Raw genomic sequence first — 15,805 nt, forward strand, 5'->3', positions numbered from 1 at the left:
TCTCCCCCTCCGCTGTTATTTAACGGTTTCCACCGGTTTGTTTCTCTCTTCAAAAGCTGTCATTTCTGCGTCAAATTTGTCCAGTCCACTTTCTTTCAGGCGCTGGATGCGTTCCTGCATGTGCAGGTAATCTCTTGGAATCACTTTGACAAATCGGCTGACGTACTGCGGCCACTCCGCAAGGATCTTCTGTCCCAGCGGGCTGTTTGTATAAGAAACATGACGGTCGATCATGTCATATAGATCCTGGATTTCCTGTGAATCCTGCAGCTGCTGCAGGAGCACAAGCTCTTTATTGCATTTCGTTTCAAAACGGTGGGCCGTTTCATCAAGAACGTAGGCGACGCCTCCTGACATACCTGCGGCAAAGTTGCGGCCGGTACCTCCAAGGACGACGACCCTGCCACCGGTCATATATTCACAGGCATGGTCTCCTACACCTTCAACGACAACATCCGCCCCGCTGTTCCGCACACAGAAACGTTCGCCGGCAAGGCCGTTAATATAAGCTTCTCCAGCAGAAGCTCCATAGAAGGACACGTTTCCGATAATCGTGTTCTCCTCTGGTCGGAAGGACGACTTCGGTGAAGGATGAACAATGATCTTCCCGCCGGACAGTCCTTTACCGACGTAGTCATTGGAATCTCCAATTAAACGCAGCGTCATCCCTTTAGGAATAAATGCGCCGAAACTTTGCCCCGCTGAACCTTTGAATGTCAGGTTGATCGTATCTTCAGGAAGACCTTCCGCGCCGTAACGGCGGGTGATTTCACTGCCGAGAATCGTCCCTGTCACCCGGTGGATATTCCGGATCGATCCGGTATATTTCATCGGGCTGCCTGTTTGGATCGCGTCTTCACATAATGGAAGCAGCTCTTCCATATCAAGCGTTTTATCCAGTCCATGATCCTGTTTACGCACAGCAAATAAACCATAGTTATCAGGTACATCCGGCTGGTAAAGGAGAGCGGACAGGTCGACCCCTTTTGCTTTCCAGTGATCAATGGCTTCGTTTGTTTCAAGTACATCGGTACGTCCAATCATTTCATTGATCGTACGGAAACCGAGTTCCGCCATAATCTCTCTTGCTTCCTGTGCAATGAAGCGCATGAAGTTTTCAAGATGATCCGCTTCACCCGTGAATTTCTTCCGCAGTTCAGGATCCTGGGTAGCAACACCAACAGGACAAGTATTCAAGTGGCAGACACGCATCATGACACAGCCGAGCACGACAAGAGGCGCTGTGGAAAATCCATATTCCTCCGCCCCAAGAAGAGAGGCTACAACGACGTCACGTCCCGTCATCATTTTGCCGTCCGTTTCAACAACAATGCGGTCACGAAGACGGTCGAGCACAAGGGTCTGGTGGGTTTCAGCCAGGCCGATTTCCCAAGGGAGGCCGGTATGCTTAATACTTGTACGCGGTGCCGCCCCTGTACCCCCATCATATCCACTGATCAGAACAAGGTCTGCGCGGCCTTTCGCTACACCTGCAGCGATGGTTCCGACACCGACAGCCGATACAAGCTTCACGCTGACACGGGCTTTTGGATTGGCATTTTTCAAATTGTAGATCAATTCAGCCAGATCCTCGATTGAATAAATATCATGGTGCGGCGGAGGTGAAATCAATTCAACACCCGGAGTGGAGCCACGGACTTCAGCAACCCACGGGTACACTTTCTTACCAGGCAGGTGGCCGCCTTCCCCAGGCTTGGCCCCCTGGGCGACTTTAATCTGGATTTCATCTGCATTGACTAAATAGTGGCTGTTTACGCCAAAGCGGCCGGAAGCCACCTGTTTAATCGAACTCCGCTTCAGATCTCCATTTTCTTCCGGTTCAAAACGGGCCGGGTCTTCCCCACCCTCGCCGGAGTTACTGCGGCCGCCGATGCGGTTCATCGCAACAGCAAGCGCCTCGTGGGCTTCCTGACTGATGGAACCGAAGGACATCGCACCGGTTTTGAAGCGGCGGGTAATGTCTTCGACCGATTCCACTTCATCCAACGGAATAGACGGCCGTTTTTTAAAGGATAAAAGTCCACGCAGGGATTGAAGGTTATGCTTTTCATCTGTGAGCATCTGTGAATACTGCTTGAACAGATCATAATCGTTGGCACGGCAGGCGTGCTGCAGTGTCGCGATCGTCTGCGGGTTATACTGATGATCCTCTCCATTTTTCCGGTATTGGTAATCGTCCCCCGCATCAAGGGTACGGCTTCCGCCGCGGGCTTCGCTGAAAGCTGTTTCGTGACGCATCAATACTTCTTTTTCAATTATGTCCAGACCGATTCCGCCAAGGCGGGAGGCTGTACGTGTAAAGTATTGGTCGATCACATCCATATGAATACCGACCGCTTCAAAAATCTGAGCTCCGCGGTAACTCTGGATGGTTGAAATCCCCATCTTGGACAGTACTTTAATAATTCCGTCTGTTGCCGCTTTAATATATGTCTGTACAGCATCCGCATGGGATTCAGCTTCAATCTGACCGGTTTCAATAAGGTCACGCAGAGACTCATAGGCCAGATACGGGTTGATTCCTTCTGCCCCATAACCGAGAAGCGTTGCAAAGTGATGGACTTCGCGGGCTTCCCCGGATTCTACAAGCAGGCTGACCTTCGTCCGTGTCCCTTTACGGATCAGATGGTGGTGAAGGCCGGAAACGGCAAGCAGCGTAGGGATCGCAGCATACTCTTCATTCACACCGCGGTCAGATAAAATAATCAGCGTTGCTCCGTCTTCCACCGCTTGATCGGCGTCTTCAAATAAACGGTCAAGAGAAGCTTTCATTCCATTCTCTTCCGCTTTGAATAAAATCGACAGCGTCACCGGCTTGAATCCTTCCACCGTCTGCTGGCGAAGCTGTTCAAGTTCTGAATTTGTCAGAATCGGCGTCTTCAGCCGGATCTGACGGCAGCTGTCCGGTTTAGGGTCCACGAGGTTCCCTTCGGCACCAATCGTCGTCTCCACCATGGTGATTAACTTTTCACGAATGGCGTCGATCGGCGGATTGGTAACCTGGGCAAACAGCTGTTTAAAGTAGCTGTACAGCAGCTGAGGCTTTTTAGAGAGAACAGCCAGCGGAGAATCATACCCCATCGAACCGACCGGATCTTTCTTATCCGTAACCATCGGCATAAGGATCTTATTGAGTTCCTCCGTCGTATATCCAAAGGCGAGCTGCTGATCGATCAGGTTACCGATCGGACGATGCTCTGTGGCCGGCTCCGGAAGATCCTCCAAATCGAATTTATGTTCATCAATCCATTCCTGGTATGGATATTCACGGGCAATCTGCAGCTTGATCTCTTCATCCGGGATGATCTTCCCTTCTTCAAGATCAACAAGGAGCATTTTCCCTGGGTGCAGACGGTCTTTGTACAAAATATCATCAGCGAAAATATCAAGCGCACCGACTTCGGATCCGAGAACGATCATGCCGTCTTTCGTTACGTAATAACGGGCAGGGCGCAGGCCGTTACGGTCCAGGCAGGCACCGATCTGCTTCCCGTTCGTATAGGCAAGGGCAGCAGGGCCGTCCCATGGTTCCATCAACGTGCTGTGGTATTCATAAAAACTTTTCTTATCTTCCTGAATGGTCTCATCATTGGACCATGGCTCAGGGACCATCATCATGGCGGTGTGCGCCAGTGAACGTCCTGATAAGTAAAGGAACTCAAAAGCATTATCAAACATGGATGAGTCACTTCCGTTGGCATCAATGACCGGCAGAAGCTTGTCCAAATCTTCTTTGCTGAAGTATTCAGACTCACACAGCTCCTGTCTCGCTCTCATCCAGTTCACATTTCCCCGCAGTGTATTGAACTCTCCATTATGAATGGTATAGCGGTTTGGATGTGATCGTTTCCAGCTCGGGAAGGTGTTCGTACTGAATCGAGAGTGCACTAGAGCGAGGGCGGTCTTAAAGTCAGGGTGGTTCAAATCAATATAAAAGGAGTCCAGCTGTTCCGGAATCAACATACCTTTATAAACGATGGTATTGGAAGACAGGCTGCTGATATAAAAGTCATCATACTGCTCCATGGAAGCTATTTCGCTTTCCGCCCGTTTGCGGATAATATATAAACGACGCTCCAGATCCATCTGTGACTGGATCGTTTCAGAAGGTGCGACAAAAGCCTGACGAATGAATGGTTTCGTCTTTTTCGCATCCTTCCCTACGAAGGAATCGTTGACAGGTACAGTACGCCAGCCGAGAAACTGCTGGCCCTCTTCCTCAACGATACGCTGGAAGCGGCGCATGCAGTCGACTCTTAATGCATGATCTTCCGGGAAGAAAACCATGCCGATCCCGTATTTCCCAGCCTCCGGAAGGTATATATCTTCTTTCTCACATTGTTTTTCAAAGAATTTATGAGGAATCTGGGTTAAAATACCGGCACCATCCCCTGTACTGACATCCGCGGACTGACCGCCCCGGTGCTCAAGGTTACATAAGATCGTGATGGCATTTTCTACGATACTGTGACTCTTTGTCCCATCGATGTTGGCAATAACTCCGATACCACAAGCTTCATGCTCATTTTCCGGATGATAAAGCCCCTGCGGAACAGGATATCCGTGTTTTTGCATTATCTTTCCCCCTAGCGGACTTATTCTTGAAGATTGCAGGCAATAATAGAAAAATTCTGTCTTTTCAGTTTCTTACTAGTATAGCATGAAGACAGGGAAGAATCACGCCTTCATCAGGCATGACCGGTGAATTTTCATGCAAATACGACAATGACAATCCTTTACAAATCCACTTATAAAAACGATGTAAGCGCAACCAATATCGCGGATAAATTTTTTTGAATAAATTTTATTTTATTCATAATAAAACGGGGAAATCCTCTTTTACCGACGGTTCACACGCATAATAAACCCTTCATTTGTATTTTCATACAAAAGAAAGGAATAACGGACTTCGGTTTAGAAGTAGTGAGGTGGTAAGGAGGAATACATAGATGGGAACAAAAACAAGAACATACGGAATTACAATCGGTCGGATGACGGCAGGGGAACGGAATCAAATCACCGACGTGCACGGCGTCAAAGTCGGCCACCAGACCCGAATGGAAGGAAAAGCCCGTACAGGGGTAACCGTCATCCTCCCGCATGAAGGGAACCTTTTCAAGCAAAAGCTGCTGGCAGCCTCACATGTCATCAATGGATTCGGAAAAACCACTGGTTTAATCCAGGTCGATGAAATGGGAACATTGGAAACCCCCATCGCCTTAACGAATACATTTGCAGTCGGTCGCGTATACGATGCACTCGTTGATTACAGTCTGGAGCGGAACCCTGAGATCGGACGGACGACGGGAACCGTCAACCCCGTTGTCGGAGAATGCAATGATATGCATGTGAATGATATCCGAAACCGGAGTGTAACGAAAGAGGATGTTCTCCAAGCGCTCCAGGAGGCGGAAAGCAGCTTTGATGAAGGGAGTGTCGGGGCAGGGACAGGGATGCTGTGTTATTCCATGAAAGGTGGAATCGGATCAGCCTCGCGGAAGATTGATCTTAACCACGGTTCTTACACACTTGGCGTTCTTACATTAACCAACTTCGGCACGTTGAGTGACCTGCGGGTGGATGGAAAAGCAGTCGGCAGAGAATTGAGCCAGGCTGTTCAGGACCAGGAAAAGGACCGGGGATCGGTCATGGTCATCTGTGCGACCGATCTTCCGGTCTCAGAGAGGCAGTTGAAACGGATCCTCAAACGGGCGGCAGCCGGATTGTCCCGGACCGGTTCCATTGTCGGCAATGGCAGCGGTGAGGTCGTTATCGGTTTTACAACAGCCGGCACCATTCCACATGATAAACCGGACCAGCCCCTCTCTTTAGAGATGCTCCATGAAGAAGACATGGACGAAGCCTTCCGTGCCATTCGTGAATCCTGTGAGGAAGCTGTTTTGGAATCTCTTCTTCACGCAATGCCGGTAGAAAGCAGCAAGGGTGGTCAACGCCCGACACTGAACGATCTTCTGGAGAAAACCGGATGCTCCCTCCTATAAAAGAAGGTCTCCCGCTGTATGGGGAGACCTTCTTTTCCATTAAGCTGCTTTTGACTTTCTTCCTCCGTGGCGTCGGTGATAGACGACATTGATTTCTGCACCGATCATTAAAATAATACCAGTCAGGAAAAACCACAGCATAAGAATGATGACACCACCGAGACTTCCATAGGTTGCGGAATAATTCCCAAAGTTCGTGATGTAAAACGAGAAAGCCAGAGAAATGACCTGCCAGAGAAGAGCGGTGATGACAGCTCCCGGCAGAATGTGCTTGAATGGAATATTTTTATTAGGCGCAAAGTGATAAAGGGCCAGTAACACAAGACCGATCACAGCTATACTAATGACCCAGCGCAGCACCTGCATGAGCATTTCCGTCTGAGCGGGAAGGTTGATAAAATCAATCAGGACCTGCCCGAACACAGGCAGTGCAAGAGCCACAACAATCGCTACGATCATACCTATCGTCAAGGCAACCGCCAGTAACCTAACTTTGATGAATGACCTCGTTTCTTCTACTTCATACGCTTCGTTGGCGGATTGGATAAACGCATTGATTCCGCTGGAAGCTGACCAGAGTGTACCAAGAATACCGACTGTAAGCAGTCCCCCGTTCGGCTGTTCCACTACCGCAACGATGTTCTCACGGAAGACATCAACGGTGCCGCTCGGAAGAACGTTCCCCATCGCCTGGATCGCCGTATCTGATTCGATATTCAAATAAGGGAGGATGGATAATAGCAGAATCAGCATGGGAACGATGGACAACAGGTAATAATAAGCCTGGGCGGCCCCGAGAAGGGGAACGTTATCTTTTTGAAATTCCTTTATAACCGCTTTCGTATAATCGATGATTTTCTTCAATGTTTCTCTCCTCCTTCATTCCACTTTAATAGTCTATCCCCGATTTAAGGGAATATTAACCTATGAATGTAGGAGAAGAGGCTCCCCCGTGCCATCCTTTCTCCGTGTGGAGGACGGGAGTTTCAAAGATTCTCTGTACTTGGCAACCGTTCTTCTCGATATGTGCAGCCCTTCCTGGTGATAGAGGAGACGGCTGATGCTTTGATCGGAATACGGTTTTCCCTTAGTCTCTTCCCGGATGATCCGGATGATGCATTCCTTCACATAACTGGATGAATACCCTTTTCCTTCGTCATTTTGATACCCTGTGACAAAGAAGCTTTTTAAAGGATACAGCCCTTTCGGCGTCTGCATGACTTTATTGGCAGCTGCCCGGCTGACAGTGGATTCGTGCACTCCTACCTGTTCCGCCACGTCTTTCAGTGTCAGCGGCTGCAGTGGACGGCCGCTGAAAAAATCCTGCTGATGCCGCACGATGGCTTCAGCTGTCTTCAGCAAGGTATTCTTTCTGCTTTCCAAACTTTTCATCAGCCACCGGGCCCGTTTATAATCCTCTTTAAAAAAATCGGCAGTCTCCTCATTCGTATCATACAGCTCAAGAAGCTCCTGATCCCATCCAAGGTATTTCGTTATGGAATAAGGATCGTGCAGATGACAGCCTTCTGTGGTTTCCTCCAAAATCAGATCGGGAGGCAGAGACGGTCCGGCTGACGACAAAGAGGAAGCTGGCGGCCGAGGATTGAGCTGCTTCAACCGCATAAGTGCTTCTTCCGCTTCAGGCTGTTGAATACCCGTGTAATTTTCGATTTCCTCCCAGTTTCCATAAGCGAGATCATCGAAATGATCACGAATGATAACCGGCAGAACCTCATCTCCGGGAAAACGCTGTAAAGCCTGAAAAATCAAATACTCCCGGATGTCCCTGGAGCCGACGCCTTCTGGTTCCAGGTTGAACATAGACATGCGTGCCTGCCTGGCCGCCTCCACCGTTGTATGAAAAGTGTCCGCTGTTTCCTCGTCTGTGGCTTCACAGAAACCATCATCATTCAAATGCCCCGCAAGAAAAGTGAGCATGGACTTCGTCAAAGCGGACACCTGCATCAAACGGATTTGATTCTCCACATTTTCCCGCCACGATGTGTTCCCGGGTGTGAGCTCCTCTATGCGGTTCCCAGACGATCGATTTGAAGGCATCGAAGAGTCCGCTGCAGAAAAATGAAGGAGCGGGTTTTCATCGACCTCCCGTTGAACATACTCCCACAGCTCTCCCGATGTATATTGAAGCATTTGGACCGCCTGGCGCATTTCTGTTGTCATGAATAACCCAGTCGTTTGTTTCTGAACAAGCTCAAGCTTCATAAAAACACCTCTTTGGTAACGCTTTCACAACTATGTACTTCCATGATGCTTGAATGGGAATCATTTTTCAATAGAAAAAGCCTTCTTCCCATGACGTGGAAGAAGGCCGCGGCGGTCACAACACATGTTCAGCCAGTGTTTTTTGGACGGATTCAATCGGGCTGTCCTTCTTAAACAGCTTCCCGATCGGCTCCGAAGACCCTGATATCCAGATTTTAAGCTCAGAATCCAAATCAAAGCTTCCCGCTGTTTCCACACTGAAGTGGGTAATGCTTTTATACGGAATAGAGTGGTACTCGACTTTTTTGCCGGTCATGCCCTGCTTATCCACGAGCAGCAGACGTTTGTTTGTAAAAATGAACGAGTCGCGCAGCACCTTATAGCCGCTCTCCACCTGCTCACCCCCGGCCAGGATATCCTCTAAATCCTTTTCAAGCTTCGATACATCTACTTCTGATGCGTTTCCCATTAAACCATCTAAAAAACCCATGGGTATGCCTCCTATTTCATTAACCTCAGAATCATATTTTCTGACGGATCCAGTTTGATTGTCAGCCAGTTATTCTTCGAACTGAAGATACTTTTCTTGTTCTCCAGCTGCTGCCACTTTCCTTTTTGAATGGGAATATTGATCTCCCGCTTTTCACGAAGGTTCCGGTTGAACAAAAAGAGAATCCGTTCGTTTGAGGCTTCATTTCCAAAATGGTCGACATTGTTGTCGTTCCACCTCTCAAACCCGATGACATCATCGTCCAGCGCAAAAGATTTCCAGTGCCCGGTACGGAGGACGTCGTGCTCTTGGCGCCATTTCCCAATCTTCGTGTACCAGTCAAGCAGCTCCTGGTCCTCCCTTCCCCAAGGGTAAGGCTTCCGGTTATCCGGGTCTGCTCCTCCCGTCAACCCGGCTTCATCGCCATAGTATAAAGAGGGAACCCCCGGAAAAGCATAGATCCAGAGACTGAGAGCCTTGATCTGCTTGAGAATAAGCTTTTCCTTCTGCTCATCTGAAAAGTCATCCGGCAGAAAGTCGGCAAGCATCGTATAAATCCTTTCAACGTCATGACTCGACAGCATGTTCATCACGGCATAAAAATATTCTTTCGGATAGTGCTCGCATAAGGTCATCAAGCGCCTGTGCACGGTATAGGCATCCATATCGCCTTTAACAAAGTCGAGAAGAATCCGCCGCATCGGGTAGTTCATCACCGAGTCCAGGACCCCTCCGAGAAAATAATCGCGGCGTTTTCCATAAGCGGATTTGTTGGAGGCATCCTCCCACACTTCCCCAAGGAGTACACTGGATGCATCCTTCTTCTTCAGCTGGGTGTAAATCTGACGGATTAAATCATCAGTCAGCTCATCTGCTACGTCGAGACGCCAGTGCTTCATCCCTGATTCCTGCCACGTTTTAATGACACTATTTTCATCGTGAATCAAAAAATTCTGGTAATCTTCATTTTCCTTCCTTAATGTCGGCAGCGTCCCTACACCCCACCAGGCGTCGTACTCGTCAGGGTAGTTATGGAATGTATACCAGCTGTAATAAGGGGAATTTTTGGATTGGTAGGCTCCAAGGGAATCGTAATTTCCTTCACGGTTGAAATAAATACTGTTGCTTCCCGTGTGGCTGAACACCCCGTCCAGCATAACTTCCATTCCTCGTTTCCCCGCTTCTTCAATCAGCGTCTCAAAGTCTTCCTTTGTCCCCAGCAGTTCATCGATTTTATGATAATCCCCCGTATCATAACGGTGATTGCTTTCCGCTTCGAAAATCGGGTTCAAATAGAGAACGGTGATTCCGAGTGTCTCCAAGTAATCCAATTTTTCCGTAATGCCTTGCAAATTCCCCCCGAAGAAATCCCACCGGATGACTTCTCCACGTTCATTGCGGATATAAACAGGGTCGTTCTCCCAATGGGCATGAACAAGACTCGTTTCCGGTGCTTTTTTCATATCGATGTCGCCGGCTGGATAAAACCGGTCGGGAAAGATTTGATACATTGTTGCATTCTTCCACCATTCCGGTGTTTCATATGCAGGGTCATAAACCGTAATCTGCCAGGACGGCGGAATATGGTCGTATACCCTGCCTTCGCCGCTCTCATTGCTCCGCTCCCGCCCATAAAAAAGGGTGCGGTCTTCAGAGATGATCTCAAAGAAATACCAGATCAACTGCGGACTTTCCGGTAATTTAATCGTCGTTTCATAGGTCGTACACTGATGCTCCTCGCTGCACACATCCATTTCCTTCGTTTTTTCATGATCGGTGCGGTCCAGGATATAGTGCAGAATGACATGGGATACACGATGGCGGTTGAGTACATCCAGTTTCAGCGTAACAGCAGAACCTTTCGGCGCAGCACCGAAAGGCTCTCTGTAGGATTCTTCAAAGCTGTTATGATACATTTCCTTTTGTCTCACAAATCCGTCCCCCTATATAACTACTTCAGTGCCCCGACACGATCGATCTTCCAAATCTCTTCGGCGTATTCCTGAATCGTTCGATCGCTGGAGAATACCCCGGATTGGGCAATGTTCACGAGACTCTTCAAGTTCCACTGACGCTTTCTCTGATAATCCTGGCTGACTTTTTTCTGAGCCAGCAGATAATCTGGAAAATCTTTCAGTACAAAGTACTCGTCGTTATAGGTGACCAAAGCATCGTAAATGGCCTGGAATTCAGTCTCGCCTTTAGAAAAAGGACTGTAGTGAATCAATTCATCGAGAATATGGCGGATCCGGTCATCCTTATGATAAATCTCACTGGAAGAGTAGGAGCCTTGATTGTAATACTCCCAGATCTCCTCGGAAGTGAGACCGAAAATATAAATGTTATCGTCCCCGACGTGGTCATGGATTTCAACGTTAGCACCATCCATCGTTCCCACAGTAACAGCACCGTTCATCATGAATTTCATATTCCCTGTACCCGAAGCTTCTTTCGTAGCCATCGAAATCTGCTCACTGATATTGGTCGCCGGGATAATTTTTTCCGCCATGGAAACCGAATAATTCGGAAGGAACACTACTTTTATATAATCGTTTACAGCAGGATCATTGTTGACCACTTCTGCAATACGGTTAATCAATTGAATGACTGTTTTCGCGAAATAATAGCCCGGGGCTGCCTTGGCTCCAAAGAAGAAGGTCCTCGGTACCATTTCCATCGAAGGATCTGCCTTTAATTCATTGTATAAATGCATAATATGAAGAGCATTAAGCAGTTGACGTTTGTAACCGTGGAGGCGTTTAATCTGGACATCGAAAATGGAGTGTGGATTGACGGTGATTCCTTGAGTCTGCTGTACCCACTCCGCAAATTCCACTTTGTTCTGGTGTTTGATATCGTGAAGCTGATCGAGAAAGCTCAAGTCATCCTTCCGGCTCATCAGACGGCTCAGCTGCTGCGGCTCACGTATCCAGCTGTCGCCGATCGCTTCCGTAATGAGTGAGGTCAGTTTGCGGTTACTGTGCATGAGCCATCTGCGGTGAGTAATTCCGTTGGTTTTATTGTTGAAGCGATCTGGGAATGTATGGTAGAAACGTTTCATTTCCCGTTGTTTCAAGATTTCTGTATGGAGTTTCGCCACACCATTGATGCTGTGACTGCCGACAATGGATAAATGAGCCATTTTCACCTGGCCGTCTGCTACGATGGCAAGGTCGGCAATGCGGTCGAAGTCGCCTGGATAAGTGCTCCACAGTTCCTGACAGAAGCGCTCATTGATTTCGTTAATGATCATGAAAATCCGTGGAAGCAGCGACCGGACGAGACCTACAGGCCAGGACTCAAGAGCTTCACTAAGAGTTGTATGGTTGGTATAGGAGACAGAAGCCCGGGTAATTTCCCATGCCTCTTCCCATCCAATCCCTTTTTCATCCATAAGGATCCGCATCAGCTCTGGAATAACGAGGGCCGGGTGGGTGTCATTGATATGAAGGGCCGCTTTCTCAGGGAAGGAGGACCATGGAACGCCCAGGTTCTCAAAGTAGCGGACCACCGACTGGACCCCGGCGGACACAAGAAAGTATTCCTGCTTTAAGCGCAGGCGCTTCCCCTCTTCCGTGGAATCATCCGGATATAGAAAGTCGGATATAGATTCCAGTGAACGTTTATGCCCGAGGAAATGGCCGAAATCTCCTTCTTTTTCTGCACGGGACATCGTATCTCCCACAGACGGTTCAGCGGACCATAGACGGAGCGTATTTACAGTCTCGTTATTGTATCCTGTGATCGGGACATCGTACGGGACCGCCTGTATCGGTTCATAGTGTTCATACTTAAAATGCAGCTTTCCATCCTTATCACGTGTGGATGAAACCTGTCCGCCAAAACGGACTTCAACCGCCTCATCCGGTCGTCTCACTTCCCAGACAAAATCCTCGGAAAGCCAGTAATCAGGAAATTCCACCTGTTTTCCGTTCATGATATGCTGATCAAACATGCCGTACTTATACCGCAGGCCATAGCCGTGCCCGGCCATTTCCAAGGATGCCAGGGAATCCAGGAAACAGGCAGCCAGACGGCCGAGTCCACCGTTACCGAGGCCTGCGTCACTTTCTTTCTCTTCCAAACCGGAGAGGGACAAACCAAGCTCCTCCAGCCCTTCCTCTACAAGGTTGAGAACATTCATGTTTAATAGATTGTTCCCAAGCAGGCGGCCCATCAAAAACTCCATAGAGAAGTAGAACACCTGCTTCGTTTTGTTACGCTTGTAATGCTGCTGGGTGTGAAGCCACTGGTTATTGATTTTCTCCTGAATCAACGTCCCTAACGCCCGATACGTATCGTACTCCGAAGCGGTCTCCAGTGTTCTGCCGTACCGGTCCTCCAACTGTGCCTTAAACGCGGCCTTGAATTCCTCTTTACTACTGAACATCACCATAAAGGTTCCTCCTATCAACTCTACCGGAACATCGTTTGATATAAATCCATGTACTGCTCCGCAGAGTTTTTCCAAGTGAACTTACTCCTGCAGATGTTTTTTACAAGATTCTGCCAAGAAGCAGGCTCCTGATAGAATTCGACGGCCCGGCGGATCGTGTACAGCATGTCGTGGGCGTTATAGTTTGTAAATGAAAATCCGTTCCCTTCCCCTGTCTCCTCATTATATGGCTGAACAGTGTCCACAAGTCCCCCTGTTTCCCTTACGATCGGAGCAGACAGATACCTTAAGGCTATCAACTGACCGATACCGCACGGTTCAAAACGGGAAGGCATCAGGAACATGTCACTGGCCGCATAAATCTGACGGGATAACGGCTCTGAAAAACGGATATTCGCTGACATTTTTTCGGGGTGTCTGTGCTGTACCCATTGAAACAGCTGCTCATATTGATATTCCCCTGTACCAAGCAGGACTACTTGAACATCATCATGGTAAAGCAGCTCGTCAATCACCCTTCCGATCAAGTCGAACCCTTTTTGTTCCACTAATCTGGAAACGATGCCAATCATCGGTACTTCCTTGCGTACAGGCAGTCCTAATTCAGCCTGCAGCCACATCTTGTTCTGAGCCTTTTTGACCATGGAGCTGCGATACGGAAATGCTAATGCTTCATCTTTCATAGGGTTATAGTTATGCTCGTCGATGCCGTTGACAATTCCGATTAATTCGTCAGTCCGCTTTCGAAGTACTCCGTCTAGGTTTTCCCCATAATACGGGGTTTGAATCTCTTTTGCATAAGTTTCACTGACGGTGGTAATAAAATCGGCGTAGTTCAAAGCACCCTTCATAAAGTTGATGTTTCCGAAAAATTCAAAAGCGTCATCTCTCATCATGCTTTCATCGAAATCCATCAAATCATGAAGTACCGACTGCGGATAAATTCCCTGATACTTCAAATTATGGATAGTGAAGACCGTTTTCATACCTTGAAGCTTTTCCACATCCTTGTAATGGGTATGTAGGTAGACAGGGATGAGTCCGGTCTGCCAATCGTGGCAGTGCAGAACATCAGGGGTCCACTCCAGCGTGCAGATAAAGTCCATGACCGCTTTATTGAAAAAGACGAACCGCTCTGCTTCATCTCCATATCCGTAAAGGTTGGACCGTTTAAAGTAGTATTCGTTATCTATGAAGTAAACAGGGATGCCCTCATAGTTGATGTATTCGATCCCTGCGTACTGACTGCGCCATCCAAGCGTGACATCCAGTTCATCGAGATGAGTCAGCTGTTCCTTCCAGTGGTCATCCATGTTCTCATACTTCGGAAGAACGACACGAACATCAGCGCCTTGTTTTTTCAAGGCATGAGGCAGGGAGCCAAGGACATCAGCAAGACCACCGGTCTTAATAAAAGGGGTGCATTCTGAACCTATCATTAAAATATTCACGTATTTCCACTCCTTATCTTTGTTCAATCCATCACTTAACCATCGTTAAAGGAAAAGGACTGCCCGAGCGGTAAGGTCCAGACAGTCCCTGACAAAGGGGGATTACATTGATCGCCGCTTCGCTAGCACATACGGCTTTTCGGGTGCTCCAATCAGCGTTTTGCCGCTGGAAATGGTGCAGTCCTTATCAAGGATGACATTTTCCAGAACCGCTCCTTCTTCAATTTCACAGCGCTGCATGATGATGGAGTTCTTCACCACCGCCCCTTCTCCCACTTTGACGCCACGGAACAGGATGCTGTCCTCGACTTCCCCTTCAATGACACATCCGTTGGCCACCATCGTATTCCTCACATGTGAGGACTGGGTGTAATTCGAAGGGGCCTCGTTTTTCACCTTCGTAAAAATCGGGGCATCCTCCTTGAACAAATCATCATGCTCTGAGGCATTCAAAAGCTTGGAGCTGTTGCGGTAGTAACTTTCCACAGAATTGATCAGGGCATGAGTCCCGCGGTACTCATAGGCATTGATATGAATATCCGGAAGTTTACCTTTAATCCCATCCAGGAAAAAGTTGGAGCATCCGTGGGCGATGCATTTTTCAATCAGGTTATACAGGAATTCCTTATCAATGATGTACATATCCATATAGACGTTATGACTGCTGCGGTCATTGTGAATATTCGTCACACGATTGTTTTCGTCGATATCAAGCTTGTGGGCCCGTTCATGCTCGTGATGCATCTCATTCACATTTTTATAAATGACCGTCACGTCCGCTCCTGACTGCTTATGCTCCTGCAGAACATCCTGATAATCGATGTTGCAGATGTGCTGGGATCCGGAAATGACGATATAATCCGCCAGCGTCCGGTTAATGAAATCGATATTATTATGGAAGTGCTGCAGGTCCCCGCGGGAAATATCGGTCGGGTCATTCCAGTCAGGAGGGAGGATGAAGAGACCGCCCCGTTTGCGGTCCAGATCCCAGGCTTTCCCTTGTTCCAAATGGTCCATCAGCGACCGGTATTTTCTTCTGGCAAAGACCGCTACAGATTCAATCCGGGAATTGGTCATATTCGAAATAGCAAAATCTATCATCCGGTAACGTCCGGCAAAAGGTACAGCTGCCCCGCAGCGAAAGTACGTAAGTTCATCGAGCATATCCTGCTCATGGTCCAGGTTAATAATTCCAGCGATGCGATCCATAATATCCTCCTCG

Annotated in this window: 9 protein-coding genes; 1 reads left to right on the top strand and 8 read right to left on the bottom strand. The window is 48.3% G+C overall.

What is annotated here, in order from left to right:
• Positions 1-15 precede the first annotated feature (15 nt).
• On the bottom strand, positions 16-4,596 hold the full coding sequence (gene gltB / locus GLV97_RS03215; protein ID WP_160840999.1) for a glutamate synthase large subunit: 4,581 nt from the start codon (positions 4,594-4,596) through the stop codon (positions 16-18).
• A 374-nt stretch (positions 4,597-4,970) separates the two neighbouring features.
• On the opposite strand from gltB, the gene GLV97_RS03220 reads away from it, so the two are divergent.
• Positions 4,971-6,023, top strand: coding sequence for a P1 family peptidase (locus tag GLV97_RS03220; protein WP_160888982.1), 1,053 nt, complete (start codon positions 4,971-4,973; stop codon positions 6,021-6,023).
• 39 nt (positions 6,024-6,062) lie between these two features.
• Here the strand turns inward: GLV97_RS03220 and GLV97_RS03225 are convergent, their stop codons facing one another.
• The 7 genes from GLV97_RS03225 to glgD form a co-directional block, all read right to left on the bottom strand.
• A complete protein-coding gene (locus GLV97_RS03225; RefSeq protein ID WP_160841001.1) occupies positions 6,063-6,887 on the bottom strand; it encodes a YihY/virulence factor BrkB family protein in 825 nt (274 codons plus the stop codon).
• A 60-nt stretch (positions 6,888-6,947) separates the two neighbouring features.
• Positions 6,948-8,246 carry an RNA polymerase factor sigma-54 gene (gene rpoN, locus GLV97_RS03230; RefSeq protein WP_160888983.1) on the bottom strand — a complete coding sequence of 433 codons (1,299 nt, stop codon included), beginning with the start codon at positions 8,244-8,246 and terminating at the stop codon, positions 6,948-6,950.
• 115 nt (positions 8,247-8,361) lie between these two features.
• Positions 8,362-8,736, bottom strand: coding sequence for a PH domain-containing protein (locus tag GLV97_RS03235; RefSeq protein ID WP_160837276.1), 375 nt, complete (start codon positions 8,734-8,736; stop codon positions 8,362-8,364).
• Positions 8,737-8,747: 11 nt separating this feature from the next.
• The gene (locus GLV97_RS03240; RefSeq protein WP_160888984.1) at positions 8,748-10,667 is read right to left on the bottom strand and encodes an alpha-amylase family glycosyl hydrolase; all 1,920 of its coding nucleotides are present in this window, start codon (positions 10,665-10,667) and stop codon (positions 8,748-8,750) included.
• A gap of 20 nt (positions 10,668-10,687) precedes the next feature.
• A complete protein-coding gene (locus GLV97_RS03245) occupies positions 10,688-13,126 on the bottom strand; it encodes a glycogen/starch/alpha-glucan phosphorylase (RefSeq protein WP_160837788.1) in 2,439 nt (812 codons plus the stop codon).
• A gap of 26 nt (positions 13,127-13,152) precedes the next feature.
• Entirely contained in the window at positions 13,153-14,583 is a 1,431-nt protein-coding gene (gene glgA, locus GLV97_RS03250; RefSeq protein ID WP_160837280.1) for a glycogen synthase GlgA, read from the bottom strand.
• Between the two features lie 102 nt (positions 14,584-14,685).
• Complete coding sequence (gene glgD, locus GLV97_RS03255; protein ID WP_160888985.1) at positions 14,686-15,792, bottom strand: glucose-1-phosphate adenylyltransferase subunit GlgD; 1,107 nt, start codon at positions 15,790-15,792, stop codon at positions 14,686-14,688.
• Positions 15,793-15,805: the final 13 nt, after the last annotated feature.

This window comes from Halobacillus litoralis, from assembly GCF_009856355.1.
GTDB classification, from domain to species: domain Bacteria; phylum Bacillota; class Bacilli; order Bacillales; family Halobacillaceae; genus Halobacillus; species Halobacillus litoralis_B.

Excerpts from the sequence above, each read along its gene's own strand:
- gltB (WP_160840999.1), bottom strand. The coding sequence starts at position 4,596 with ATGCAAAAACACGGATATCCTGTTCCGCAGGGGCTTTATCATCCGGAA.
- GLV97_RS03220 (WP_160888982.1), top strand. The coding sequence starts at position 4,971 with ATGGGAACAAAAACAAGAACATACGGAATTACAATCGGTCGGATGACG.
- rpoN (WP_160888983.1), bottom strand. The coding sequence starts at position 8,246 with ATGAAGCTTGAGCTTGTTCAGAAACAAACGACTGGGTTATTCATGACA.
- GLV97_RS03235 (WP_160837276.1), bottom strand. The coding sequence starts at position 8,736 with ATGGGTTTTTTAGATGGTTTAATGGGAAACGCATCAGAAGTAGATGTA.
- GLV97_RS03245 (WP_160837788.1), bottom strand. The coding sequence starts at position 13,126 with ATGTTCAGTAGTAAAGAGGAATTCAAGGCCGCGTTTAAGGCACAGTTG.
- glgD (WP_160888985.1), bottom strand. The coding sequence starts at position 15,792 with ATGGATCGCATCGCTGGAATTATTAACCTGGACCATGAGCAGGATATG.